The sequence below is a fragment of the Trinickia symbiotica genome (assembly GCF_003028655.1).
Taxonomy (GTDB): Bacteria; Pseudomonadota; Gammaproteobacteria; order Burkholderiales; family Burkholderiaceae; genus Trinickia; species Trinickia symbiotica_A.
On sequence record NZ_PYUC01000017.1, the window covers coordinates 106191 to 132255 of the forward strand.

The following is a 26065-nucleotide window of genomic DNA, read 5'->3' on the forward strand; positions in this document are numbered from 1 at the left end:
GCCCTTTTTTCGTTTGTGGCGCGCTGGCACAGGCCGGGGCATTTCGCCATAATCCCATCCCATGAACGCACCGTCCAAAGACCCCCAACTCGAGTCGCTGAAGGTCCCGCCGCATTCGATCGAAGCCGAGCAGTCGGTGTTGGGCGGGTTGTTGCTCGACAACGCCGCATGGGACCGAATCGCGGATTTTCTCTCGCAAAGCGATTTTTACCGCTACGACCATCGCATCATCTACGAGCATATCGGCCGCCTCATCGCCGCGACGCGGCCGGCCGACGTGGTCACCGTCTATGAATCGCTCGTCAGCTCGGGAAAGGCGGACGATGTCGGCGGGCTCGCCTATCTGAACGCGCTGGCGCAAAACACGCCGAGTGCCGCCAATATTCGCCGCTATGCGGAGATCGTACGCGACCGTGCGGTCTTGCGGAGGCTGGTCTCGGTGGCCGATGAAATCTCGGCTGACGCGTTCAACCCGCAGGGCAAGGAAGTGCGGCAGTTGCTCGACGAGGCGGAATCGAAAGTCTTTTCGATCGCCGAGGACGGTGCGCGCGGCACACAGGGCTTTTTGGAGATCGGCCCGCTGCTGACGCAGGTCGTCGAGCGGATCGATACGCTTTACCACACCGAGAACCCGAGCGATGTAACGGGAACGCCGACCGGCTTCGTCGATCTCGATCGGATGACGTCGGGGATGCACGGCGGCGAGCTCATCATCGTCGCAGGGCGGCCCGCCATGGGCAAGACGTCCTTTTCGATGAACATCGGCGAATACGTCGCGATCGAATACGGTCTGCCCGTCGCCGTCTTCTCGATGGAAATGCCGGGGACGCAGCTCGTCATGCGGATGCTCGGCTCGGTCGGGCGTCTCGATCAGCATCGCATGCGCACGGGACGTCTCACCGACGAGGATTGGCCGAAGCTCACGCACGCCGTGCAAAAGATGAGCGAGGCGCAACTCTTCATCGACGAAACGGGCGGCCTCAATCCGATGGAACTGCGTTCGCGTGCGCGCCGGCTCGCACGCCAGTGCGGAAAGCTCGGGCTCATCATCGTCGACTATCTGCAGCTGATGTCGGGGACCTCGCCGGGCGAAAACCGCGCGACCGAGATTTCCGAAATCTCGCGCTCGCTGAAGGGCCTTGCGAAGGAGCTCGACGTGCCCGTGATCGCGCTCTCGCAGCTCAACCGAAGCCTCGAGCAGCGGCCCAACAAACGTCCCGTCATGTCGGACTTGCGTGAATCGGGTGCTATCGAGCAGGACGCCGATGTGATCCTCTTCATCTATCGCGACGAGGTTTACAACCCTGACAGCCCCGACAAGGGCACGGCGGAAGTGATTATCGGCAAGCAGCGTAACGGACCGATCGGCCCCGTTCGGCTGACGTTCCATGGTCAATTCACGAAGTTCGACAACTTCGCGGGAGCGCAGAACTTCTACGGCGGAGAGTGAGCCGAGGAGAACGCATGACAGGACAGACGATGCCCGGCGCCGCACGCCGGCCAACCCGCAGCCTGCTGGTACGCAATGCGGACGTGCTCGTGACGATGGACGACGCACGCCGCGAGCTCGCCGGTGGCGCGCTCTATGTCGAGGATGGCCGCATCGTCGCCGTCGGTACGTCGGCCGACTTGGCCGCGCACGCAGACGCCGCTGACGAGGTGCTCGATCTGGCGGGCCACATCGTGATCCCGGGGCTCGTCAACACGCACCATCACATGTTTCAGAGCCTGACGCGCGCGCTGCCCGCCGCGCAGGACGCCGAGCTGTTCGGCTGGCTATCGTCGCTGTATCCGGTGTGGGCGCGGCTCACGCCGCCGATGATCGAAACTTCGACGTTGGTTGCCATGGCCGAGCTGATGCTCTCGGGTTGTACCACCTCGAGCGACCACCTCTACCTCTACCCGAACGGCTGTCGTCTCGACGACAGCATTGCCGCCGCGCAGCGCATCGGCATGCGTTTTCATGCGAGCCGCGGCAGCATGAGCGTCGGCCGTAGCGCCGGCGGATTGCCGCCGGACCATATCGTCGAAAGCGAAGATGCGATTCTTGCCGACACGCGCCGGCTCATCGAGACCTATCATGACGACGGCCGCTATGCGATGCTGCGCGTCGCGGTCGCGCCGTGCTCGCCGTTTTCGGTCAGCCGGCCCCTGATGCGCGAATCGGCCGCACTCGCGCGCAGTTATGGCGTCTCGCTCCACACGCACCTGGCCGAGAACGTCCACGACGTCGCCTACAGCCGCGAGAAGTTCGGCATGACGCCGGCTGAATACGCCGAGGATCTCGGCTGGGTTGGGCACGACGTTTGGCATGCGCACTGTGTGCAGCTCGACGATGCGGGAATCGCGCTCTTCGCGCGCACGGGTACCGGCGTCGCGCATTGCCCCTGTTCGAACATGCGGCTCGCGTCGGGCATCGCGCCGGTGCGGCGCATGCGCGATGCCGGCGTGCCCGTCGGACTCGGCGTCGACGGCTCGGCGTCGAACGACGGCGCGCAGATGCTCGGCGAGGCGCGTCAGGCGCTTTTGCTGCAGCGGGTCGGCTACGGGCCGTCGGCGCTGACGGCGCGCGACGCGCTCGAGATTGCGACGCTCGGCGGCGCGCGCGTGCTTGGCCGCGACGATCTCGGTGCGCTCGCGCCCGGCATGGCGGCGGACTTCGTCGCCTTCGATCTGCGGACGCCGCAGTTTGCCGGCGCGCTCCACGATCCGGTCGCGGCGCTCGTGTTCTGTGCGCCCGCGCAGGCTGCGTTGAGCGTCATCGACGGGCGCGTCGTCGTGCGCGAAGGACGGCTGACGACGCTCGAGATCGAGCCGGTGCTCGAGCAGCACAATCGCTACGCGCAAGCGCTGGTACAAGCCGATTAAAAGCGTCGGGGAACGCGGACGCTATGCCCCGAGCACCTGCCCGCAACGCGGCGAAGCGTCGCGGGCTTGCGTCACGAGCATGCGATCGTGGGCGGCGTCAGGGCGCTTTCCGGTAAACTGTCGACCGTCACAAAGATGTCACAAAGAGACGCCGCGCGGCAGACAGGTCACGACATGCGCGACGAGCCCGCAAGCGCAGTCCGGGACTGAGTGGCACGCCCGCTAACCGCTTGAATTCATTGCATTCATATTGATTCCATGTTTGGTCGCTTCATGCCCACCGAGGGCAAATTCTTCGAAATTTTCGACGCGCATGTGAAGTGCATCGTCGCCGCGAGCGAGGAGCTCGAGCTCCTCATCGACAATCTCGGCGACGCCGAAGTGCACAAGCAGCGCGTGCAGGCCAATGAAAAAGCGGCGGACAAGCTCACGCACGAAACGATCGACCTGCTGCACAAGACATTCATCACGCCGCTCGATCGCGACGAAATCCACAAGCTCATCACGACCATGGACGACATCCTCGATTTGATGGAGGACGTCGCCACCGCAATTTCGCTGTACGACGTCCAATCAGTGACGTCGGAAGCGAAGCAGCTCGCCCACATCTGCACGGGCACGGCGAAGCAGGTGCAGAAGGCCGTCAACATGCTGTCGGACCTGAGCCAGGCGCGCGCGATCCTCGCGGCCTGCGAGGAGATCGATCGGCTCGAATCGGATGCGGACCGCGTCCTGCGCGCGGCGCTGTCCAAGCTCTTTCGCGAAGAGGACGACGTCAAGACGCTGATCAAGTTGAAAGCCGTCTACGAGCTGCTGGAAACCGTCACCGACAAATGCGAGGATGTGGCGAACATCATCGAAGGCATTGTCCTGGAAAACGCCTGAAAGAGCGGACTTCGAACGATGCATTCGATTGAGATCACCGTCTGGGTGCTCGCGGCGCTCATCGCCGTCGCACTCGCCTTCGACTTCATGAACGGCTTTCACGACGCGGCGAACTCGATCGCCACCGTCGTCTCGACTGGCGTGCTGAAGCCTCAGCAGGCCGTCGCCTTCGCGGCCGCCTGCAACGTCATCGCCTATTTCCTCTTTCACCTGAAAGTCGCGCAGACCATCGGCAAAGGGACCATCGATCCCGATATCGTCGATCACTACGTCGTCTTCGGCGCGCTCGTTGGCGCGATCGCCTGGAACGTCGTTACCTGGCGCTTCGGCATTCCTTCGAGCTCGTCGCATGCGCTGATCGGCGGGCTCGTCGGCGCGGCGCTCGCGAAGTCGGGCTGGTGGGCGCTCAATTTCGATGGGCTGCTGAAGACGGTGGTTTTCATCGTCGTCTCGCCGTTGCTCGGTTTCGTGCTCGGGTCGTTCTTCATGTTGAGCGTGTCATGGATCTACTTCCGGACGCCGCCGAGCAAAGTGGACCGGCGCTTCAGGCGGCTCCAGTTTTTGTCCGCGGGTCTTTACAGCCTCGGCCACGGCGGCAACGACGCGCAAAAGACGATCGGCATCATCTGGATGTTGCTGATCGCGACGGGCTATGCATCGACGACATCGTCCGCACCGCCGATCTGGGTCATCGGCATCTGCTATCTGTCGATGGGGCTTGGCACGCTGTTCGGCGGATGGCGAATCGTGCGGACGATGGGTCAGAAGATCACGAAGCTGAAGCCTGTCGGCGGTTTTTGCGCGGAAGCGGGTGGGGCGCTCACGCTGTTTCTGGCTTCGGCGCTCGGCGTCCCCGTGTCGACTACGCATACGATCACAGGGGCGATCGTCGGCGTGGGCGCAACGACCAAGCTTTCGGCCGTTCGCTGGGGCGTGGCAGGCAACATCGTCTGGGCGTGGATATTGACGCTCCCAGCCTCCGCGCTGATTGCCGCGGCGGCCTGGTGGTGCGGGCATCGGCTGTTTTGAGCCGGATGAGCTCGACAGACCGAAGTCGAGCTCAGCGAAGCTTCGGCCGAGCGACAGGCCGTACGCCCACGCGCTCGATGGCAGCGCGGATACCCGAAAGCAATTCGCCAGCCTCGTATCGCGCATCGTATTCGAGGCGGGCCACGACTGTTTCGTAGGCCGTCCTGATGCGATCGAGGATTGTTTGGCAGTCCTCACGATCGAGTCCTAACCGCTTGCCGTAGGAGAAAAGGTCTTCATCGATCGGGAACGTTTTTGTCTTGTTGAGGCTCAATGCCATTCGCCCGTCCAGCCACGCATAGACATCGGTGCAAACGACGTCGTACACGGGCGCCAGGCGCCGTGGGCCGGTCGGATCCTCATAGACGAGACCGATGTTCTTCATATGCGCGTCTCCGTCTCGAAGCAGGCATGAGAGCGCAACTCGCTGAAATAGCTTCCGCCTTTCCCCGATAGCTCCGCGCGTGTAGATGTCGACGGCCTTCGCGATCATCTCGTAGCTGCCTTCGTATTTCGCTTTGCCCGTCAGTACGCTCATGTCCTCGAAGCCAAGTGGCGCGCCGTCGGCTAGCCGATCGAAGCGGGCCATCACGAAGAGCAGGCCATCGTCCGATAGCCAAAACTCAGGAACGTCGAGCCCCGCTTCTTTTGCGACCGACATGCAAAAGAATTCGTTGCGCGCCACGCCCGGGAAATCGTCTCCTTCCGCTTTGACGATGACGGTTTTCAGAGGCAGGGCCGCGCGTTCCCGCGCCTGACTGGCGTTGACATCGACAATCGGCACGACCGTTTTAGGCTGAATGCCGGAAATGCCTGAGCCGAGTGCGTACTTATCCACCAGGTGCTCGAAGAGCCTCGCGGACGGCGAGGAAAGCAATTCGTCGAGACGCTCCCCGTCCGTATGCGGCAACGACTCGCCTGACAGTGCGTAGGTGAGCCTGCCGATCTGGTTTCGCCCGGCGAGAAACAGCAGGAACATGTCGCTTGGCGCGCCGTAGCGTGCCAAACGCTCTTCGATGATGAGCCGCAGGTAACCCTCGCGGCGATTCATGGCGAAGACGCCCATCAGATCGCCGCTCGAATAGCTCTGCTGGCGAACGGGCATCGTGAGCGATACGGCTGTGGCGTCCGAGACGTGCTTGTAGTTGAAGACGAATCGGCTTTCCTTGGTCAGCAAGCCGCTTTCGCCCTGCGGAGTGTGCACCTCCAGTTGTCGGACTTGCCTGAACAGTCTCTCGATGTCGAACGGTTCCAGCGCGGTCATTCGTCGTCCTTGAACACGGTGGAAAGTTCTTCGAAAACGACGGTGTCCATCGGGCGGATGACCAGTTCATAGCCCAGCGCGTTGACGATGCGGCATAGCTCCCGCACGCCGATATTTTCGGCGCCTTCGGCGTTCGTGATCGTGCGTCTCGCAACGCCGGCGCGGTCAGCGAGCACTTGTTGACTTACTTTGCGCTCGCGCCGTGTCGATCGAAGCGTCTTCGCGAGACGTTCGACGTTCGTGATCGGGTCGTGATGGGACACTTTGCGCACTTTCATGCGCAAAATTATAGTCTCAAAGGCGATTTGCGCAAGTTCATGCGCAAACTTCCGTTGCGACCGTTTCGGCGTGGCGCCATGAGATGCTATTGTGCGCCGGCGGCGAACCTTGCGATCGGGTCATCGCTCGTCGATGTCGGTGCCGGCTGCACGATTGGAACGCCCGACGCCCGCATGATCTGCACGCTCGGCGTCGTCTGCGGCGCGACCGGATTTGCGCCGGCCTGTTGAGCCTGGCGCGCGGCCATCGAAGCGGCTGGCGGAGGAGGCTCGAACGCATCCGCGGCGGCATCGATCGCGTCGCGCGGGCCACTTGGAGTTGCCGAGCTGCCGTCGATGCCACCGCCAGCTGCGGCCGGTCCGGCGCTTGCCGTGACGTCTTGTCCGACAACCGGTTGCGCTTGCGCCGGGTCCGCCGCCGGCTGGGCAGGAGTCGCACGCGGCGAAGCGACATAGGTCGGCGCATCGAAAGGAGACGGCCGCTCGAGCGGCGGCGCCACGCGCCGGATTCCGTCGAATCGCCTCGCCCAATACGGGTTCGTCAGATAGTCGAGCCGCACGGTGCCGCCTGTCGAGGGCGCGTTCACGAAACGCAGCTTGCCGACATAGATCCCCACGTGAGAATGCGGTCTGCCGGTCGTATTGAAGAAAACGAGGTCGCCTGGTGCGATTTCGTCGGGCTCGATCGATTGCCCGCGCTGGCTGATGTCTGCCGTGGTACGAGGCAGCTTCACGTCCGCGGCACGCGCGAGGACATACTGCACAAGGCCGCTGCAGTCGAACCCGCTCGTGGGCGTATTGCCGGCCCAGCGATAGGGGACACCGACCAGGCTCATCGCCTCGATCGAAACTTCCTCGCGTCCGATGCTGTGATCGACGAAATTCGGCAGGCCGGGCGGCCTAGTGCGTAACGCGTCGCCGCTCGCCGCTTCGCCTCCGCCCGAACGCGCGGAGCGCGGCGGCGCGCTGGAGCACGCGGCGAGCGACAAGACGACCAGCATGAGGAACCAGAGTCGGCGCATGGCGGGGACGGAAAGCGAACCGATGTTCGCTTTCACTTTCAGGACTGGACAGACGAATGACCGATGCGCCCGATAGTAGCCGCACAGTCGGGCCCTTCGCAAGAAAACTTCAGAAATTACTTGAAGTTCGGCCGCGAAGCGTTGCTAAGCCGCACGCCCAAGAAAAAACGCCCGGCTGAGAGCCGGGCGCCTTGGCGAGGTGATTTGCCGGAGGGCCGCGGGCGGCGCTGCGCGCGCAGCCGCGGGCCGCCCCGACCTCGGATCAGAGGATGTCGGACGCGTAGTCGGCAAGCCGCGAACGTTCGCCGCGCGCCAGCGTGACGTGCCCGCTGTGCGCCCAGCCCTTGAAGCGATCGACGACGTAGGTGAGCCCCGAGCTGCCTTCCGTCAGGTACGGCGTATCGATCTGCGCGATATTGCCGAGGCAGACGATCTTCGTTCCCGGACCGGCACGCGTGACGAGCGTCTTCATCTGCTTCGGCGTGAGGTTTTGCGCCTCGTCGATGATGAGATACTTGTCGACGAAAGTGCGGCCGCGCATGAAGTTCATGCTCTTGACCTTCAGGCGCGAGCGGATCAACTCTTGCGTTGCCGCGCGCCCCCACTCGCCGGCGCTGTCGTCCGTCTTCTGCAGCACCTCGAGGTTGTCGTCGAACGCGCCCATCCAGGGCTGCATCTTTTCCTCTTCGGTGCCGGGCAGAAAGCCGATGTCCTCGCCGACGGGAACGGTCGCGCGCGTGACGATGATCTCGTTGTAGCGCTTCTCGTCGAGCACTTGTGCCAGGCCGGCTGCCAGCGCGACGAGCGTCTTGCCCGTGCCGGCCTGTCCAAGCAGCGTCACGAAGTCGATGTCGGGGTTCATCAGCAGATTGAGTGCGAAATTCTGCTCGCGATTGCGTGCCGTAATGCCCCAGACATTGTTCTTGTGGTGCGAGTAGTCGCGCAGCGTCTGCAGCAACGCGGTCTTGCCGTTCAGCTCGCGCACGATCGCGTGAAACGTCGGCTCACCGTTTTGCGGCTCGAGATAGAGAAACTCGTTGACGAGCAGGCTCGGCGAAAGCGGTCCGGTCACGCGATAGTAGGTCGTGCCCGTCTTCGTGTCCTGCCAGCTCTCCATGCCCTTCGCGTGCTTGGTCCAAAAGTCCTGCGGCAGCTCGCGAACACCCGAAAACAGCAGATCCTTGTCCTCGAGGACCTGGTCGTTGAAATAGTCTTCGGCGGGCAGGCCCAGTGCATGGGCCTTGATCCGCATGTTGATGTCTTTCGAGACGAGAACGATTTGCCGGTCGACGCGGTCGCGCTGCAGCGCCCGGACGACACCGAGGATCTGGTTGTCGGCTTTGCCCTGCGGCAGACCTTCGACGGGCTCGATATCCGTCAGCTTCGTCTGGAAATAGAGGCGTCCGAGCGCTTCCCGACTGCCGAGCCGCGAGAGCGGGAGCCCCTCGCCGATCGGCCCGGCGTTGGCCACGAGCGCATCGAGCGTGCGGCTCACCTGGCGCGCATTGCGCGCGACCTCGGACATCCCTTTTTTGTGGTTGTCGAGTTCTTCGAGCGTCATCATCGGCAGATAGACGTCGTGCTCTTCGAAGCGGAACAGACACGTCGGGTCGTGCATCAGCACGTTCGTGTCGAGAACGAATAGCTTGCGGACCTCGGTTTCGGGCCCGGCCTTGCGTGCGCGGCCGGCACCCTTGGCAGCCGAGGGCGCGGTGGCCGAGGCCGGCGCCGCACCCGTAGGCGCTTCCTGGCGCGCGAGCGGTGTAGGAGCGGGCGCGGGCCGAAGCAGCGCGGCCATCTGTTTGGCTTTGCGGCCGCGCACGGGCGGCGAGGCTTCTTCCGCGGCAGGCGAGGCGGTGGAGGGCGCCGGTACGGACCGCAGCGTTGCGGCGGCGTTCGCGGCGCGCGTCATCGGCTCGGCGACGTTGAGTTGGCCGCCCGTCGCGCCATATTCGGCCGCTTCCGCATGCTCCCCAACGGTGCCCTGTTTCCTCGCGTTTTTCGCAGGCCTTGCTTTGGCCTTGAACTCATCGGGCGGCAACAGTGTGCCGAGCTTGCTGGGCGGGGTAGGCAAAGGCATGGTGTCCCTCTAAGAATCGGGTCGCATATCGTACGCCGCCGGCTAAAGGGAAACGCTCGTCGCAGCTCATGGCCGTCGAGCGGCGTCCCGGTCGACCGGGCGGCGCGGTGTCAATTTCGAAACGCCGGTTCGCCTTAGATTTCGATCGGCTCCTTGACTAATGAGCGCGGCCGATCGCAACGGATAGCCGCGAGGAAATAAAAAAGCCGCCGCTCCTCAACCAACGGAGCAAGCGGCTCGACGATTTCGAGCATCGCGCGGCGCCTCACGGGTGCAAGGCTTACGGCATCCAGCGAGCCGGCGCGGCGGCGACGGAAACAAGATGAACGGGAACTCATTGCAACGCAATATAACGCGCGTCAGAGGCCTTGTACAGCTTCGAGAATTTCGTCGACATGGCCGGGCACCTTGACGCCGCGCCACTCGTGTCGCAGCACGCCGTCGGTATCGATGACGAAGGTCGAGCGTTCGATGCCGCGGACTTCCTTGCCATACATCTTTTTCATCTTGATGACGTTGAAGAGCGAGCAAACCGCTTCGTCGGTATCCGAGACGAGCGCAAACGGCAATTCCAGCTTCGCCTTGAAGTTCTCGTGTGAGCGCACGCTGTCGCGCGACACCCCGACGATCTCCGCACCAGCCTTCTTGAACTTCGGGTACAGATCGCGGAACTGCAGCCCCTCGGTCGTGCATCCGGGCGTGTTGTCCTTAGGGTAGAAGTACAAGACCACCTTCTTGCCCTTCAAGCCGGACAGCGTGAAATCACCGCCGGTCGCCGGGGCGGTGAAATCGGGGACAGGTTGGTCGACTGCGATGGGCACCTGATTCTCCTTATTTTCTCGTTGCGCAAATCGTCGTGCGTACTGCCGAGGGTTGCCGAGGGTAGATCCGAACCACTGCACCGCAATGCGCGCGAGCGCGAGCGGCGGCGGACACTTTCAGTCGGGCTGGACGATGAGCTCGCCCGAGCGGCCCGGGATCTCGCCCCACGCCACAGGGTACGATGGCAGCGAGTCGCGGTCCAGCGCCGCATGGTAGTCGCCCATCGTCGCAAACGTGTGACCTTGCGCGTGCCAGCCCGCGAGCAGTTGCTCGAACACGGGCGCGAGCTTTTGCCCTTCCAGCTCCGCATGCAGCGTGAAAACCTGATCGTGCGGATTGCGTTCGGTCGCGGCCAGCAAGCGGGACGCGACGTTCGTCGCATCGAGGTCGTCGACGCCCAGCAGCTCGTCGAGCGTCGGCAGCGTAGTCGGAAGCTGCACATGCGCGAGCATCCGGTTGCCGACCACGGGGCGGTATGGCGCGTGGCCCCGGCCGTCCGAAGCGTAGCGCATGCCCCAGGCATCGAGCTGCGCGAACGCGTGCTCGTTCATCTGCCACCCCGCGGAGCCGTGCGTTGCGGGCGCTTGCCCGAAAATGTCGGCGAAGCGCTCGTAGCTCTTTTGCATTTGACGGACGGTCCAATCGCGCGACTGGCGGCGGACGTTATCCTGCCAGTAGACGTGATCCCACGTATGGATGCCGCATTCGAAGCCGGCCTCGTGGATCGCGCGCATCTCGGACGCCGCGCGCACGCCGATGTCGGGGCCGGGCAGCAGCACGCCGTAGGCCAATTGCCGAATGCCGTAGTGCTCGACGACGGACGTGCGCGACACCTTTTTCAGGAAACCCGGCCGAAAGACGCGACGCAACGCCCAGCCGGTATGGTCTGGGCCAAGGCTGAACAGGAAGGTCGCGCGCGCCTTGTAGCGGTCGAGCATGCGCGCAAGGTTCGGCACTCCCTCACGCGTGCCGCGCAGCGTATCGACGTCGATCTTGAGGACGATGCGAGCCAAGCGACAGCCGTCCTTATTGCTGCTGTTCGACGAGCGCGCGGGCGTCCGCCACGTGTCCGCGATAGGCCTCGAAGATTTTGCGCAGCGCGTCGTCGAACGTCGTTGCGGGGGCCCAGCCGAGATCGGCCATCGTGTTGTCGATCTTCGGCACGCGGTTTTGCACGTCCTGATAGCCCTTGCCGTAGTAGGCGCCCGACGACGTTTCGACGAGTTTCACGGCCTTGGCCGACTCGGCGTACTCGGGATACTCGGCCGCGAGCGCGAGCATCTTGTGCGCGAGCTCGCGCACCGAGTAGTTGTTGCTCGGGTTGCCGATGTTGTAGATCTTGCCCGAAGCAACGCCGTTCGGATTCTCGATGATCTTCATGAGCGCGCTGATGCCATCGCCGATATCGGTGAAGGCGCGCTTTTGCGAGCCGCCGTCGACGAGGCTGATATTCTCGCCGCGCACGATGTGGCCGAGAAACTGCGTGACGACGCGCGAGCTGCCTTCCTTCGGCGTATAGATCGAGTCGAGGCCCGGGCCGATCCAGTTGAACGGGCGGAACAGCGTGAAGTCGAGACCCTCCTGCATGCCGTAGCCCCAGATCACGCGGTCCATCAGCTGCTTCGCGCAGGCATAGATCCAGCGCGGTTTGTTGATGGGCCCATAGACGAGCGGCGACGCTTCCGGATCGAACTCCTCGTCGGCGCACATGCCGTAGACCTCGGAGGTCGACGGAAACACGAGGTGCTTGCCGTACTTCACGGCCGAGCGGACGATCGGCAGATTCGCCTCGAAGTCGAGCTCGAAAACGCGCAGCGGCTGCTGCACATAAGTGGCGGGCGTGGCGATGGCGACGAGCGGCAGAATCACGTCGCACTTCTTCACGTGATACTCGACCCACTCCTTGTTGATCGTGATGTCACCCTCGAAGAAATGCATCCGCTCGTGATCCACGAGGTCGCCCAGGCGGTCGGTCTGCATATCCATGCCGAAGACTTGCCAGTCGGTCGTCTCGAGGATCCGCTGCGACAAGTGGTGGCCGATGAAGCCGTTGACGCCGAGAATCAGGACTTTTTTCGTGGAACCTTCGGTTTTCATGAATGACGGGAAGAGTGAGTGAGCTGGAGGAACTGCGAAGGGGTGATGACGAGCGGCTTGCCGTCTTGCGCGCACCACAGTTCGGAAATCTTGATGGCGCGTGCGTCGCCGCAAACGCCAAACAGCGCATTATCGCTTACGTGCAGACCCGGCGGCAAATTCGCGAGGGCGGCGTTGGCGCTCGCGCCGACCGGCACGGGACGCGCCCGTGCGACGATGAAGCGCGTGTTGCCGACGTCGATGAATGCGCCCGGATACGGCGGCGCAACGGCGCGAATCAGGTTGTAGACGCGCTCGGCCGGCTGCGCCCAGTCGATGCGCCCGTCCTCGGGCTTGCGTCCGCCGTAGTAGCTGCCTTGCGCGAGGTCGTTGGGCAGATGCGGCGCGGCGCCCGCGAGCAAGGCCGGCAGAACGCGCCAGAGCGTCTGCTCGGCCGCGACCGTCACTTTGTCGAAGACTTGTTGTGCCGTATCGTCGGGCAGGATCGGCACGCTCGTCTGACCGACGATCGCGCCCGCATCGGGCTTCGCCGTCATCTCGTGCAGCGTCGCGCCGGTCTCCGTCTCGCCGTTGAGAACGGCCCAATTCGTCGGCACGCGGCCACGGTACTTCGGCAGCAGCGAGCCGTGCACGTTGTAGGCGCCGCGCGGCGCGAGCGCGAGGACGTCGGCCGGCAGCATATGCCGGTAGTAGAACGAAAAGATGAAATCGGGCTGCGCGCGCCGCACGGCCGCGCGCAGCTCGTCGCCGTTCGGATCCGCGGGCGTGACGGTTTCGATACCATGCTCGGCCGCCACGGCGGCGACGCTGCCGAACCAGATGTTCTCGTTCGGATTGTCTTCGTGCGTGACGACGAGCGTGACATCTACGCCGCGCGCGAGCAGCACCTGCAGGCAGCGAACGCCGACGTTGTGATAGGCGAAGACTACGGCGCGCGGTTTCATCATGCCTCCCGCCGGGCCGCCCCAAGGGAGGCATGCGCCCCCTCGGGGGGCAGCGAACGAATGTGAGCGTGGGGGCCGTTCATCATGCCTCCCGTCCCCCAAGGGGACTTCCTTCGGGGCGCCGGTTCCGACCAAGGGAGGCATGCGCCCCCTCGCGCCCCGCAGGTGCGCCGCAGGCGCGCCCAGGAAGTCCCCGTGTGGGAGCGGGCAGCGAACGATAGTGAGCGTGGGGGCCGTTCACCATCATCGCTCCCGCTCTCCCTGGACTACGCGTTCGGGCTCGCCCGCGGCGCGCGTCGTCAGCGAGCTCGATGCCACCGTATCGCTCTCGCGCGCCCCGAGCACCGTTTGCACGAGATAGCGCGGGCGCGCGCGCACCTGCTGATAAATCCGGCCGATGTACTCGCCGAGCAACCCGAGCGCGAAGATGATGACGCCGAGCATGAAGAAGGTGATCGCAAACAGCGTGAACACACCCTGAACTTCGGCGCCGATCACGAAGCGGCGAATGACGAGCAGCAGGAAGAGGCCCGCGGATCCCATCGAGAGGATGACGCCGATGAACGAGAGCCACTGCAGCGGCACGACGGAAAACCCGGTGACGAGATCGAAATTGAGCCGGATGAGGCTGTAAAGCGAGTATTTCGAAACGCCGGCGAACCGCTCCTCGTGCGCGACTTCGACCTCGATCGGGTTTTGCGCGAACGTGTAGGCGAGGGCGGGGATGAACGTATTGACTTCGCCGCAGCGGTTGATCGTATCGATGATCTGACGGCTGTACGCACGCAACATGCAGCCCTGGTCCGTCATCCTGATGCGAGTAATGCGCTCGCGCAACCGGTTCATCGCGCGCGAAGCCTTGCGCCGCCAGAGCGTGTCCTGACGATCGCGCCGAATGGAGCCGACATAGTCGTATCCTTCGCGCATCTTTGCGACGAGCTTGCCGATCTCTTCGGGCGGGTTTTGCAGGTCGGCGTCGAGCGTGAGCACGATTTCGCCGCGCGACTGCTCGAAGCCGGCGAGGATCGCCATATGCTGACCGTAGTTGCCGGCGAGGAGCACGACGCGCGTCGTATCGGGCCGCGCGCGGAACTGCTCGGCGAGCATCGCCGCCGATTTGTCGCGGCTGCCGTCGTTGACGAAGAGTACTTCATAGCTTTCGCCGAGCGCGTCGAGCGCCGGATAGAGGCGCGCGAAGAGCGCCGCCAATCCCGCCTCTTCGTTGTAGACGGGGATGACGACGGAGATAGCCGGGCGCGTCGAGCGATGTTCCATGTAGCTCATTATTGTTATTTCCCGTAGTGTTCGCAGATTTCGTCGACGGCGTCGACGACGCGCGCCACGTCGGCGTCCGTCATCTGCGTGAAGAGCGGCAGCGTGACGGTCGACGCGCCGAAGCGCTCCGCGTGCGGAAACATGCCCGGCGCAAAGCCGCGCGCGCGGTAGAGCGTGAACAGATGAATCGCCGGGTAATGCACGCCGGTGCCGATGCGGTAGGTCTCGTGCATCTTCTGCATAAAGCCGGCGCGATCGATCGAGAGGCGCTCGAGCGGCAGCGTGATCTGGAACATGTGCCAGTTGCTGTTCTCGAAGTCGGCCAAGGGCAGGCCGATGCCGAGCTCGCGCGCGGCGCCGTTGCCGAAGCGTTCGAAGTAGGCCCGCGCGAGCGCGCGGCGCTTCGCCGTGAACCGATCGATCTGCGCGAGCTGCCCGAGGCCGACGCGTGCGGCGACGTCGGTCAGATTGTATTTGCCGCCGAGCAAGTCGCAGTCCATGCCGTCGAAACCCTTGCGCGTGATGCCTTGCAGCCGGTATTTGCGGGCGAGCTCGGCCTCGCGCTCATTGTTGAGCACGAGTGCGCCGCCTTCGATCGACGTCACGTTCTTGTTCGGATGAAAGCTGAACGACACGATGTCGCCGAGCTTGCCGATGCGCTCGCCGCGCCATGTCGAGCCGAGCGCTTGCGCGGCGTCTTCGATCACGCGCAGCTGGTACGCGCGGGCGATCTCGTAGAGCCGGTCCATGTCGACGGGCAGGCCTGCGAGATAGACCGGGATGATCGCCTTCGTGCGCGGCGTGATCGCCTTTTCGAGAAGGCCGAGGTCGATATTGCGCGTGCGCGGATCGATGTCCACGAATACAGGCGTCGCGCCGACTTCGAGGATGACGTTGGCCGTCGCCACCCACGACGCGGGCGTCGTGATGACCTCGTCGCCCGGCTGCACGCCGGCGATCCGCAGGCCGACTTCGAGCGTCGCCGTACCCGAGTTGAATGTGCGCACGGGCCGGCCGCCGCAAAACGCCGACAGCGCCTTCTCGAACGCCTCGTTCTGCGGGCCGGTCGTGATCCACCCCGAGCGCAGCACGTCGGCTACGCCCTGAATCGTTTCTTCGTCGATTTCGGGTCGGACGAACGGCAAGAAGGGAGGAAATTCCTGGGTCATGGTCGAATGGATAGTTTTAGCTGCGCGCCAGTACCAGCACGCCGACGAGAATGATCGCGATGCCGACGAGCCGCTGCATCGTGAGCGCCTCCCCAAACAGATACCAGGCCGCGAAAGCGTTGACGACGTAGCCGAGAGAGAGCATCGGATACGCAATCGATACGTCGACGCGCGAGAGCCCGATGATCCACACGCCGACGCTGACGACGTAACAGGCCAGCCCGCCGATGATGGGCACCTGCATCGCGAGCTTGAAGCCGATAGGCACAATGTTCGCACGGGTGAAATCGAAGTGTCCAACGGCTGAGACGCCGGCTTTGAGCAGCAGTTGCGCGCCGGCGTTCAGCATTACGCCCGTCAGAATGCAAATCAAGGAAATGGGGTTCATCGATAAGGTGTCACGTGGGTGGCGGATTTATTTTTGTGCGCTGCAGCGCGGTGAGCCCGTGGCGACGGCCCACCGCCGGGCTCACGGTTTCTCGACGACGACGCGGCGCTCGTCGCGCGCGATCACGCGCATCGGCACGTGTTCGGCCGCCAGCGCGTCATAGCGTTCCGGCGGCATCAGCGCGAGCGCGTAACGGTCGGCGTCCCAGCGCCGGACCCATTCCGCGATGGTCGGGACCCATTTCTGTGGCTCCTGGTGCACGCCGAAGTCCAATTCGCTCGCGTCCTGGACCATGATCATCGTGTGGCCGACGTAAAACGGCATCGTATGGTCGAGAACGCCGACCGAATAGAACGGGGTATCGGCGGGCAGGCGCGCGAGCTCGGCCTTGACCGCCGGGGCGAGCAGCGCGCCCGAGCTGTGCCGGCCGAACGCCTCATGACCCGTGCCGGCGATCGTCGCGAGCATGAGCCAGGCCGCGCCGAAAACGGCGGCCGAAGGCAGCGCCGAGCCGTGCGCGCGGCGCGCGAGCCAAAGCGCGGCGAGCGTCAGGACGAACGCGACGCCGACGGCAGCAAATACCCAGACGCGAAACTCGCGATAAAGCGCGTTGGGGGTGTGAGCCGAGCCCATCCGATGGAGGAAGATTGCGCCGATTGCGACGGCGACGAGCAGCACCGCGTAGCCGACGAGGTGGCGCCGCCAGGCTTCGCGCGACACGCTCGGAAGATAGGCGCCGATGATGAGCGCGAGCGCGGGCGCGATCGGGAGCACGTACGAGACAAGCTTCGAGTGCGAGACGCTGAAGAAGACGAAGATGAACGCGGACCAGACGAAGAGCAGCGTCGCGGGCCTGAATCCGTTCGCGCGGGACGCCTCGCGAGCCGCATGGCGCATGCTTTGCACGGCGATCGAGAGCCAGGGCAGAAACCCGACGAGGACGACCCAGACGAAGTAGTGAATGGGCCCCGGACGGTGCTGATCGGGCGTCAGATAGCGCTCGAACTGCTGAACGACGAAGAAGAAATGGAAGAACTCGGGATTGCGCAACTGCACGAGGACGAACCACGGCGTCACGATCGCGAAAAAGACGACGAGGCCGCTAGCGAGGTGAAGGCGCTTCCAGATCGTCCAGTCGCGTGCGATCGCCGTGTAGAGGACGAGCGTCGCGCCCGGCAGCAGGATGCCGATCAACCCCTTCGACAGCACCGCGAGCGCCATCGACGCCCAACACGCCCACATCCAGAGTCGGGCTTCCCGCTTGCCGGCCGCGCCGCTTTGCGCGATCAGCATCGACGAGAGCGTGAGCTCCATCCAGAACGACAGACCCATGTCGAGCGTGTTGAAGTGGCCCATGAGGCTCCAATAGGGCGCGCTCGCGAGCACGAGCGCCGCGCCGAAGCCCGCGGCCGGCCCGAAGAGCCGCCGGCCGGTGTAGCCGGCGAGCAGCACGCCGGCGAAGCCCGTGAGGGCCGTATAGAGCCGCGCCTGCCATTCACCGATGCCGAACCATGCGAACGTCAGCGCGTTGGCCCAGGTCTGCAGCGGCGGCTTCTCGAAGTACTTGTAGCCGTTGTAGCGCGGCGTGATCCAATCGCCCGTGAGGAACATCTCGCGGGCCATCTCGGCATAGCGCCCTTCGTCGCTCGGCACCAGGTGCCGCCAGCCGAGCGGCACGAACCAGACGAGCGCGAGCGCCACCACGATGAGCACGAGCGCAAGGGTGATCCGCCTCGCGGGCAGCGAGGGAGCGCCCGTGTCGAATGGGGCGATCGAGTCGGCCGGCGCGGCGCCGGCCTCGCGGGAAGAACGTTGCAGCGGCATGAAATCTTGATCCGTCTAGCGAAGCCGCGCATGCGGCAAAGGGAAGGGCCGCGGCGCCCGGCGATCCGGAGCCGGGTGCCGCGATGCGGCGCGAACTGGCAAACCCGCGCTCATTGCTCGATGAGGAGCGCCGCGGCCACTCGGCGGCCTTCGGCCATCAGAATGTTGTAAGTGCGGCAGGCGGCCATGAAATCCATCGCCTCGACGCCGATGCGCTGCGCGATCAGGGCGGCCGTGAGCCGCGGGTGCGGAAAGCGCAGCCGCGTGCCGCTGCCGAATACGACGACCTCCGGTTCGCAGGCGCGCACGAGCTCGAAGTGCTCGGGCGTGAGCGCTTCGAACGAGGCAACGGGCCAGACGATGACCGGCGCGTCCGGCAGCACGACGATGCTGCTTTCGTGACGCTCGAGATTGATGTCGACGTAATGGGCGCCGTAACCCGTGACGGTGTTGAGGGCGCCGCTCGAATCCTGATGTAATTTCAAATCCGTTGAGTCCGTGGTTCCGGGGCCCGCCGCCCGGCGACAATTCGCGAAGACGAGCCGGACGCGGGCCGAAAAAGCGTTTTCGCGGCAGTTGGTGCGTTGCGAAACTCGGCCAAAATCCGCTAAATTATAACTTTTTAGCCGCCGAGCGGCGCCCTCGCATCGCGGCTGCCACACGGAATTCGTCGAGGCGCCGCCGAAAAAGCGCCAAAAGCGCTTTCCGATGCTTACCAAGCCGCGCCGCGCTCGTCGAGCGATCCCGCGCCGCCGCGGCCGGACGAAACGCGAAAAAACGCGAGCCGGCTGCGCGCTATGCCTTGACCGTCGTGCATCGAGCCGCCCGCGCGGCGTCGTGCCTTCCACCTTTTTGTGGCCTACCCTGGGGAACCGTGTCCGCCGTGAAACCGATTCAGAAATCGAACAAACTGCTGAACGTCTGTTACGACATCCGCGGACCCGTTCTCGAGCATGCCAAGCGGCTCGAAGAGGAAGGCCACCGGATCATCAAGCTCAACATCGGCAACCTCGCGCCGTTCGGCTTCGATGCGCCCGACGAGATCATTCAGGACATGATCCGCAATCTGCCCGTGTCGTCGGGCTATTCGGATTCGAAGGGGGTCTTCGCGGCGCGCAAGGCGATCATGCACTACACGCAGGAAAAAGGCGTGGCGGGCGTGGAGCTCGACGACATCTACCTCGGCAACGGCGCTTCCGAACTCATCGTGATGGCGATGCAGGGGCTCCTCAACAACGGCGACGAAGTGCTGCTGCCGGCGCCCGACTATCCGCTCTGGACCGCCGCCGTGAGCCTCTCGGGCGGCGTGCCCGTGCACTATCTGTGCGACGAGTCGAACGCCTGGATGCCCGATCTCGACGACTTGCGCGCGAAGATCACGCCGAACACCCGCGCGCTCATCATCATCAACCCGAACAATCCGACGGGCGCGCTCTACTCGGACGAGCTGCTGCTCGACATGCTCGAGATCGCCCGTCAGCACGGCCTCATCGTGTTCGCCGACGAGGTCTACGACAAGATCGTCTACGACGGCAAGAAGCATACGTCGGTGGCGGCGCTCTCCGAAGACGTGCTGACGGTCACGTTCAACAGTCTCTCGAAGAGCTACCGGTCGTGCGGCTACCGGGCGGGATGGATGGTCGTCTCGGGTTTGACGGGCGAGAACCGCCGGCGTGCCGCGGACTATTTCGAAGGGCTCGGCATTCTCGCGTCGATGCGGCTCTGCCCGAATGTGCCGGGCCAGTATGCGATTCAGACGGCGCTTGGCGGCTACCAGAGCATCAACGATCTCATCCTGCCGGGCGGGCGCCTGCACAAGCAGCGGCAAATCGCTTACGAGATGCTCAACGCAATCCCGGGCGTGAGCTGCGTGAAGCCCGAAGCGGCGCTTTACATGTTCCCGCGGCTCGACCCGAAGGTCTATCCGATCGAAGACGATCAGAAGTTCGTGCTCGACCTGTTGCTCGAGGAGCGCGTCCTGCTCGTGCAAGGCTCGGGATTCAACTGGCCGCGGCCCGATCACTTCCGCGTCGTGTTCCTGCCGAACTCGGACGACCTCATCGATTCGCTGAACCGCATTGAGCGTTTCCTCGACGGTTATCGCAAGCGCCACACCGCCTGACGCGCCAGGCCAGGGCGCGCGGCGCGTCCCACGCGCCACCGCCCGACGCCGGAGCATGTCGCTCTTATAACGCTTCCCCATTTGTTGACAAACGCTGCATGGAACCGATCAAAGTTGGCCTGTTGGGCTTCGGCACGGTAGGCAGTGGCACCTTCACGGTGCTGCGCCGGAATCAGGAAGAGATCAAGCGTCGCGCCGGGCGCGGCATCGAGGTTGCCCGCATCGCGGTGCGCAATCCGGCCAAGGCACTCGCCGCGCTCGGCGAGGCGGCCGGCAGCGTGGCCGTCGGCAGCGACTTCGGTGCCGTCGTCGACGATCCCGGCATCGGCATCGTCGCCGAGCTGATCGGCGGTACCGGCATCGCGCGCGAGCTCGTGCTGCGCGCGATCCAAAACGGCAAGCATGTCGTGACCGCGAACAAGGCGCTGCTTGCCGTGCACGGCACCGAGATCTTCGCGGCCGCGCGCGCGAAGGGCGTCATGGTCGCGTTCGAGGCCGCCGTGGCGGGCGGCATTCCGATCATCAAGGCGTTGCGCGAAGGGCTGACGGCAAACCGGATCCAGTACATCGCCGGCATCATCAACGGCACGACGAACTACATCCTCTCGGAGATGCGCGAACGCGGCCTCGATTTCGCCGCGGCGCTCGCGGGCGCGCAGGCGCTCGGCTACGCGGAGGCGGACCCGACGTTCGACATCGAAGGCGTCGACGCCGCGCACAAGCTCACGATCATGAGCGCGATCGCATTCGGCGTGCCGATGCAGTTCGATCGCGCCTATATCGAGGGAATTTCCCAGCTCGACGCGACCGATATCAAATACGCCGAAGACCTCGGCTACCGGATCAAGCTGCTCGGCATCACGCGCCGCACGGAGCGCGGCATCGAGCTGCGCGTCCATCCGACGCTCATTTCGGCGAAACGCCTGCTTGCGAGCGTCGAAGGCGCGATGAACGCCGTCGAGGTGCATGGCGACGCCGTCGGCGCGACGCTCTACTACGGAAAGGGTGCCGGCGCGGAGCCGACGGCGTCGGCCGTCGTTGCCGATCTCGTCGACGTGACGCGTCTGCACACCGCGGATCCGGAGCACCGCGTGCCCCATCTCGCATTCCAGCCGCAAAGCCTGTCGGACACGCCGATCCTGCCGATCGACGAAGTGACGAGCGGCTATTATTTGCGTTTGCGCGTGGCCGACGTAACGGGCGTGCTGGCCGACATCACGCGCCTTTTGGCCGATGCCGGCATCTCGATCGATGCGATGCTCCAGCGCGAGTCCGAGCAGATTCAGGCGGATGGCGAGACCGACGTCGTCATCATCACGCACGAAACGCTCGAACGGAACGTGAACACGGCGATCGCTCGCATCGAAGCGCTCGCGACCGTCGTCTCGAGCGTGACGAAGCTGCGCATCGAGGCGTTGAACTAGGCCAGACATCATGAACTACATCTCGACCCGCGGCGCCGGCATCGGCGAGCGCCACACCTTCTCCGACATTCTTCTCGGCGGTCTCGCGAAGGATGGCGGCCTGTACCTGCCGGCCGAGTACCCGCGCGTGTCGGCCGACGAGCTCGCGCGCTGGCGCGCGCTGCCCTATGCCGATCTGGCGTTCGAAATCCTCTCGAAGTTCAGCGACGACATCGCGCCCGACGACTTGCGCTCGCTCACGCGCCGCACCTATCGTGCCGACGTCTATTGCAACGTTCGCGCGGACGAGGATGCGAGCGCGATCACGCCGCTGAAAACGCTCGGCGTCGAGGGCGGCGCGCCACTCTCGCTGCTTGCGCTCTCGAACGGCCCGACGCTCGCGTTCAAGGACATGGCGATGCAGCTGCTCGGCAACCTGTTCGAGTACGCGCTCGCGAAAGAGGGGCGCACGCTCAACATTCTCGGCGCGACCTCGGGCGATACGGGCAGCGCGGCCGAGTACGCGATGCGCGGCAAGTCCGGTATTCGCGTATTCATGCTCTCGCCGCACCGGAAGATGAGCGCGTTCCAGACCGCGCAGATGTACAGCCTGCGGGAGCCGAACATCTTCAATCTCGCGATCGAGGGCGTATTCGACGACTGCCAGGATATCGTGAAGGCTGTCTCGAACGACCACGCGTTCAAGGCGCGCCAGCGGATCGGCACCGTCAACTCGATCAACTGGGCGCGTGTCGTCGCGCAGGTCGTCTATTACTTCAAGGGCTACTTCGCCGCTACACGCTCGAACGACGAGCGTGTGTCGTTCACGGTGCCGTCAGGCAACTTCGGCAATGTCTGCGCAGGCCACATCGCGCGGATGATGGGGCTGCCGATCGAGAAGCTCGTCGTCGCGACGAACGAGAACGATGTGCTCGACGAGTTCTTCCGCACGGGCGCCTATCGCGTGCGCGGCGCGGCGCAGACCTATCACACGAGCAGTCCGAGCATGGATATCTCGAAGGCGTCGAACTTCGAGCGTTTCGTCTTCGATCTGCTCGGGCGCGATCCGGCACGCGTGCTGCAGCTTTTCCGCGACGTCGAGGAAAAGGGCGGCTTCGATCTTGCCGCGAGCGGCGACTTCGCGCGCGTGCGCGAATTCGGCTTCGTTTCGGGGCGCAGCACGCATGACGACCGCATCGCCGCGATCTCGGACGTGTTCGCGCGTTACGGCGTGATGATCGACACGCATACGGCCGATGGCCTCAAGGTGGCCCGCGAGCATCTGCAGGCGGGCGTGCCGATGATCGTGCTGGAGACCGCACAGCCGCTCAAGTTCGGCGAGTCGATACGCGAAGCGCTCGGGCGCGACCCGGAGCGTCCCGCGGCCTTCGAGGGTCTCGAGGCGCTGCCGCAGCGGTTCGAGGTGCTGCCGAGCGATGCGGAGCGCGTGAAGGCATTCATCGCGGCGCATACCGGCCTTTGAGCGATCGACCGGACGGCCGGGCGGCGCGCGGCGTCTCACGTGAATCGGCGCGCGTCGCTACAATGACAGCCTTGCTGCCAAAAAAATCGTGCCATTCAGATGTCCACGTCTCAATCCGCTGCTGCCCGCCCGCCGCTCGTCCCGACCGCTGAGGCGCTCGCGAGGCTGCTCGCGGCCGCCCGGCCGGTGAGCGGCACGGAAACGATTTCGACGCTCGAGGCGGGAAACCGCGTGCTGGCGGCCGACGTGGTTTCCGCGCTCGACGTCCCTCCGATGAATACGAGTGCGATGGACGGTTATGCCGTCCGCATCGCCGACCTTGCCGCAGGTGGCCCGCGCCTGCCGGTCTCGCAACGGATTGCGGCCGGGCACGCGGCCGAACCGCTCGCGGCCGGCACGGCGGCACGAATCTTCACGGGTGCGCCGGTTCCGCCGGGTGCCGACGCCGTAGTCATGCAGGAGCAGACGGAAGCCGCCGGCGATGCCGTCACGATTCTGCATACTCCGACGCCCGGCGAATGGATCACGGCGCAAGGCGCCGATATCAGCCGCGGCTCCGTCATCCTGCCGGCCGGCACCCGGCTTACCCCGCAGGCGCTCGGCTTGGCCGCTTCGACGGGCTGCGCCCGACTGACAGTGTCGCGCAGAGTCAAAGTCGCCGTTTTCTTCACCGGCGACGAATTGACGATGCCTGGCGAGCCGCTCGCGCCCGGCGCCATCTACAACTCTAATCGGTTCACGTTGCGCGGCCTGCTCGAGCGGCTCGGCTGCGAGGTCACCGATTACGGAATCGTGCCCGATCGCCTGGATGCGACGCGCGCCGCGTTGACCGAGGCTGCCCGCGAACACGACCTGATCCTGACATCGGGCGGCGTTTCCGTCGGTGAGGAGGACCATGTGAAGCCGGCCGTCGAGGCGCTCGGACGCCTCGATCTCTGGCAGATCGCGATGAAGCCCGGCAAGCCGCTCGCATTCGGCGCGGTACGGCGCGGAGCCGTGGACGAGACGGCGGATCGGCAGGCGATCGCGGACACGGGCGAAGGCGCGGGCACTGACGAGGCGTTTTTCATCGGCCTGCCGGGCAACCCGGTATCGAGCTTCGTCACGTTCCTGCTTTTCGTGCGTCCATTTCTGCTCCGGCTATCGGGCGTGCGCGACGTGTCGCCGCGCGCCCTCGCGCTGCGCGCCGATTTCGCGCAGACGAAAGGGGACCGGCGTAACGAGTTCTTGCGCGCGCGCATCAACGCGACGGGCGGCCTCGACCTTTTTCCCAATCAGAGCTCGGCGGTGCTGACTTCCACGGTCTGGGGCGACGGCCTCGTCGACAATCCGCCCAATCATGCGATCAGCGCCGGAGAAATCGTGCGGTTCCTGCCGTTTTCCGATCTGCTCGGCTGATGCAACGGCGGCAAGTCACACCGATTCCGGACCGAACCAAGACGATCACCTCGACATGAGAATTGAACTGAAGTATTTCGCGAGCGTGCGCGAGGCACTCGGCCTTTCGCATGAGGTGGTCGAGCTGCCCGACGGCGTCGCCACGGTCGGTGATCTGCGGGCTTGGCTTCGTACGCGAGGCGACACCTGGGCCGATGCGCTCGCCGAAGGGCGCGCGCTGCGGATGGCCTGCAATCATCGGATGACCGACGCGTCGGCGCGCGTCACCGACGGTTGCGAAGTGGCATTTTTTCCGCCCGTGACCGGCGGCTGACGATCGTTAGGGGCCGAGGAGAGACCATGACTGTCCGCGTCCAGACCGCCGATTTCGACTTGACGGCCGAAATTGCGGCCCTGCGCGCGCAAAATCCGAAAGTCGGCGCCGTGGCTTGCTTCATCGGAACCGTGCGCGATCTGAATGAAGGCTCGGATGTCGCGGCGATGGAACTCGAGCACTACCCGGGCATGACCGAGAAGGCGCTCGAGGCCATCGTCGACGAAGCGCGGCTGCGTTGGCCGGGCTCGGACGTGCTGATCGTGCACCGGGTGGGGAAGCTCTATCCGCTAGACCAGATCGTATTGGCCGCCGCGACGGCGTCGCATCGACATGACGCGTTTGCCGCCTGCGAATTCGTCATGGATTACCTGAAGACTCAGGCACCCTTCTGGAAAAAGGAAACGACTGAAGCCGGCGAACGGTGGGTCGATGCCCGTGCGTCGGACGATGAGGCGCTTGCCCGTTGGGGACTGTCCGCGGGCAACGCGCGGCCGCGGCAACCGTCTGAATCGTCCCCATCCACGTCCGGCGAAGTGGCGTCGGAGAGAGGCGACGCTGCGCGAAATTGAGCGCGCGATACCTGTATCGGACCGGCTAGCCAGGTGGGGTGATCCTGTCCGGCCGCTCGGCTATTCAGGCAGCGTCGTCGGCAGCCGACGAGCTTCGCCCGATTATCTTTGCTGGAAATGGCTCGCGCCTCACGCCACTGCGCGGCTCCGGGTGTGACCGGGGCTCCAGGCCGGTTCGTTGTTGCTTCGGCGCCACACGCTCGAGCAGTGCGCTTTGTTCGGGCGGAATCTCGTAGTCCCAGCCGAATCGGCTCAACTGCAGGCTTTGCGCGATTCGCAGGGCCGGCTCCATGAAGCGGACGGCCGCGGCCGGCTCGTAGCGCTCACAGACGGTATCGAGGAAGAGATGCAGCCAGCGGCTAAAATGCCGCGGCTCGATCCCTTCGAGCGGTTGGTGGGCCTGCTGGACGTTTCCGCGATAGCGCTTGTCGCCGAGCACGAGGCTGCCCCAGAACCGGCACATCTTCGGCAGGTGGTCATCCCATCGGCCGTGCAGGACGGCATCGAAAACGGGCCCCAGCAGAGGGTCGGCCCCGACCTTGTCGTAAAACGCGTAGACGAGCTCGCGGATGTTCGTTTCGGTGGGTTCGAGGTAGCGTGCGGACGCCGCGGCTTGCGCCGTTGCGGGCGCCGAAGCGCAGGGTTGGGTCGGGGCCGTCATGACGATGGGACAATGCGCAGAGACGAGCGGCGAGAAAAGGTGACGCGGCGAAATGCGCCCACCATACTGCAAGCGTCGCCCGGAAAGCGCACGGGCCGAGTGCTTTCTCTGCCTGAAGGTGTATAAAACGTACATGTTATGTTGAAGCGTATGCGCACACAACCCTTA

The 26065-nt window shown here is 64.7% G+C and carries 24 protein-coding genes; 10 read left to right on the forward strand and 14 right to left on the reverse strand.

Going from position 1 to position 26065, the window contains the following annotated elements:
* Window positions 1-61 precede the first annotated feature (61 nt).
* The 4 genes from C9I57_RS27360 to C9I57_RS27375 all read left to right on the forward strand — a co-directional run bounded on the left by C9I57_RS27360 (window position 62) and on the right by C9I57_RS27375 (window position 4782).
* Window positions 62-1450, forward strand: a complete 1389-nt coding sequence (locus C9I57_RS27360; protein WP_107153705.1) for a replicative DNA helicase — start codon at window positions 62-64, stop codon at window positions 1448-1450.
* 14 nt (window positions 1451-1464) lie between these two features.
* Window positions 1465-2868 carry an 8-oxoguanine deaminase gene (locus C9I57_RS27365; protein WP_107153706.1) on the forward strand — a complete coding sequence of 468 codons (1404 nt, stop codon included), beginning with the start codon at window positions 1465-1467 and terminating at the stop codon, window positions 2866-2868.
* A 258-nt stretch (window positions 2869-3126) separates the two neighbouring features.
* On the forward strand, window positions 3127-3753 hold the full coding sequence (locus tag C9I57_RS27370; RefSeq protein WP_018442753.1) for a DUF47 domain-containing protein: 627 nt from the start codon (window positions 3127-3129) through the stop codon (window positions 3751-3753).
* Between the two features lie 18 nt (window positions 3754-3771).
* Entirely contained in the window at window positions 3772-4782 is a 1011-nt protein-coding gene (locus C9I57_RS27375) for an inorganic phosphate transporter (protein WP_107153707.1), read from the forward strand.
* Between the two features lie 31 nt (window positions 4783-4813).
* Here C9I57_RS27375 and C9I57_RS27380 read toward each other — a convergent pair whose 3' ends face one another.
* The 13 genes from C9I57_RS27380 to C9I57_RS27440 form a co-directional block, all read right to left on the reverse strand.
* Window positions 4814-6046 (reverse strand): type II toxin-antitoxin system HipA family toxin, encoded by a 1233-nt coding sequence (locus tag C9I57_RS27380; RefSeq protein ID WP_107153708.1) that lies wholly within the window; start codon window positions 6044-6046, stop codon window positions 4814-4816.
* Window positions 6043-6324 (reverse strand): helix-turn-helix domain-containing protein, encoded by a 282-nt coding sequence (locus C9I57_RS27385; RefSeq protein WP_107153709.1) that lies wholly within the window; start codon window positions 6322-6324, stop codon window positions 6043-6045. Before C9I57_RS27385 ends, C9I57_RS27380 begins: the two co-directional genes overlap by 4 nt.
* Window positions 6325-6410: 86 nt before the next feature.
* Window positions 6411-7346 carry a C40 family peptidase gene (locus C9I57_RS27390; protein WP_107153710.1) on the reverse strand — a complete coding sequence of 312 codons (936 nt, stop codon included), beginning with the start codon at window positions 7344-7346 and terminating at the stop codon, window positions 6411-6413.
* Window positions 7347-7608: 262 nt separating this feature from the next.
* On the reverse strand, window positions 7609-9426 hold the full coding sequence (locus C9I57_RS27395) for a PhoH family protein (protein WP_107153711.1): 1818 nt from the start codon (window positions 9424-9426) through the stop codon (window positions 7609-7611).
* Between the two features lie 359 nt (window positions 9427-9785).
* Complete coding sequence (locus tag C9I57_RS27400; RefSeq protein WP_107153712.1) at window positions 9786-10247, reverse strand: peroxiredoxin; 462 nt, start codon at window positions 10245-10247, stop codon at window positions 9786-9788.
* A gap of 117 nt (window positions 10248-10364) precedes the next feature.
* A complete protein-coding gene (locus C9I57_RS27405) occupies window positions 10365-11261 on the reverse strand; it encodes a polysaccharide deacetylase family protein (RefSeq protein WP_107153713.1) in 897 nt (298 codons plus the stop codon).
* 13 nt (window positions 11262-11274) lie between these two features.
* The gene (locus tag C9I57_RS27410; protein WP_107153714.1) at window positions 11275-12345 is read right to left on the reverse strand and encodes a bifunctional UDP-4-keto-pentose/UDP-xylose synthase; all 1071 of its coding nucleotides are present in this window, start codon (window positions 12343-12345) and stop codon (window positions 11275-11277) included.
* Window positions 12342-13289 carry a formyltransferase gene (locus C9I57_RS27415; RefSeq protein WP_107153745.1) on the reverse strand — a complete coding sequence of 316 codons (948 nt, stop codon included), beginning with the start codon at window positions 13287-13289 and terminating at the stop codon, window positions 12342-12344. The genes C9I57_RS27410 and C9I57_RS27415 overlap by 4 nt, the downstream gene beginning before the upstream one ends.
* A gap of 243 nt (window positions 13290-13532) precedes the next feature.
* Entirely contained in the window at window positions 13533-14573 is a 1041-nt protein-coding gene (locus C9I57_RS27420; RefSeq protein ID WP_107153715.1) for a glycosyltransferase, read from the reverse strand.
* Window positions 14574-14578: 5 nt separating this feature from the next.
* A complete protein-coding gene (locus C9I57_RS27425) occupies window positions 14579-15733 on the reverse strand; it encodes a DegT/DnrJ/EryC1/StrS family aminotransferase (RefSeq protein ID WP_107153716.1) in 1155 nt (384 codons plus the stop codon).
* A gap of 16 nt (window positions 15734-15749) precedes the next feature.
* Window positions 15750-16121 (reverse strand): EamA family transporter, encoded by a 372-nt coding sequence (locus C9I57_RS27430; RefSeq protein ID WP_107153717.1) that lies wholly within the window; start codon window positions 16119-16121, stop codon window positions 15750-15752.
* 81 nt (window positions 16122-16202) lie between these two features.
* Complete coding sequence (locus tag C9I57_RS27435; RefSeq protein WP_258187849.1) at window positions 16203-17945, reverse strand: glycosyltransferase family 39 protein; 1743 nt, start codon at window positions 17943-17945, stop codon at window positions 16203-16205.
* Between the two features lie 110 nt (window positions 17946-18055).
* Window positions 18056-18430, reverse strand: a complete 375-nt coding sequence (locus C9I57_RS27440; protein WP_181321967.1) for an Mth938-like domain-containing protein — start codon at window positions 18428-18430, stop codon at window positions 18056-18058.
* A gap of 389 nt (window positions 18431-18819) precedes the next feature.
* Here C9I57_RS27440 and C9I57_RS27445 point away from each other — a divergent pair, with 389 nt between their 5' ends.
* From C9I57_RS27445 to moaE, 6 genes are all read left to right on the forward strand, one after another.
* Window positions 18820-20067 (forward strand): pyridoxal phosphate-dependent aminotransferase, encoded by a 1248-nt coding sequence (locus C9I57_RS27445; protein WP_107153718.1) that lies wholly within the window; start codon window positions 18820-18822, stop codon window positions 20065-20067.
* Window positions 20068-20165: 98 nt separating this feature from the next.
* Window positions 20166-21491, forward strand: a complete 1326-nt coding sequence (locus tag C9I57_RS27450) for a homoserine dehydrogenase (protein WP_107153719.1) — start codon at window positions 20166-20168, stop codon at window positions 21489-21491.
* Window positions 21492-21501: 10 nt separating this feature from the next.
* Window positions 21502-22953, forward strand: a complete 1452-nt coding sequence (thrC, locus tag C9I57_RS27455) for a threonine synthase (RefSeq protein ID WP_107153720.1) — start codon at window positions 21502-21504, stop codon at window positions 22951-22953.
* Between the two features lie 99 nt (window positions 22954-23052).
* Window positions 23053-24351, forward strand: a complete 1299-nt coding sequence (locus C9I57_RS27460) for a molybdopterin molybdotransferase MoeA (RefSeq protein ID WP_107153721.1) — start codon at window positions 23053-23055, stop codon at window positions 24349-24351.
* 55 nt (window positions 24352-24406) lie between these two features.
* Window positions 24407-24664 carry a molybdopterin converting factor subunit 1 gene (moaD, locus tag C9I57_RS27465; RefSeq protein WP_107153722.1) on the forward strand — a complete coding sequence of 86 codons (258 nt, stop codon included), beginning with the start codon at window positions 24407-24409 and terminating at the stop codon, window positions 24662-24664.
* A 26-nt stretch (window positions 24665-24690) separates the two neighbouring features.
* Entirely contained in the window at window positions 24691-25236 is a 546-nt protein-coding gene (gene moaE, locus C9I57_RS27470) for a molybdopterin synthase catalytic subunit MoaE (protein ID WP_107153723.1), read from the forward strand.
* A gap of 64 nt (window positions 25237-25300) precedes the next feature.
* Here the strand turns inward: moaE and C9I57_RS27475 are convergent, their stop codons facing one another.
* Window positions 25301-25897, reverse strand: a complete 597-nt coding sequence (locus C9I57_RS27475) for a group III truncated hemoglobin (protein WP_181321969.1) — start codon at window positions 25895-25897, stop codon at window positions 25301-25303.
* Between the last annotated feature and the right edge of the window lie 168 nt (window positions 25898-26065).